At 48.6% G+C, this 253-nt stretch carries 1 protein-coding gene; it reads right to left on the bottom strand.

What is annotated here, in order from left to right:
• Window positions 1-211 (bottom strand): hypothetical protein (locus AC0IYH_RS32870; protein WP_471838567.1); only part of this gene is annotated, 211 nt, incomplete at its 3' end.
• Between the last annotated feature and the right edge of the window lie 42 nt (window positions 212-253).

Below are 253 nucleotides of genomic sequence, written 5' to 3'. Positions count from 1 at the left end.
GCTCCGTTGCGGCCCTAGCATCTTCTACATCGCCAAGAGACCATAGTATGTCGGCGTGAAGATTCAACGCAGCAACTTCGTATTTTCCCGGTGCTTCACGTAGCTTCTTCAGAGCGATATCAGCTTCATTCAGTCGCCATTGAGCATGGAGCTCCTTCGCAACCAAAAACAGCTGCTCTGGGGTGGAAGGCAGATAATCGAGACTAGTCATTTACAACCCTGTTTGACTGAATTGAAAGTCGTGAATACCAAC

The organism is Pseudomonas sp. AC463, assembly GCF_979253585.1.
This window is presented reverse-complemented; position numbering and strand designations above follow the sequence as displayed.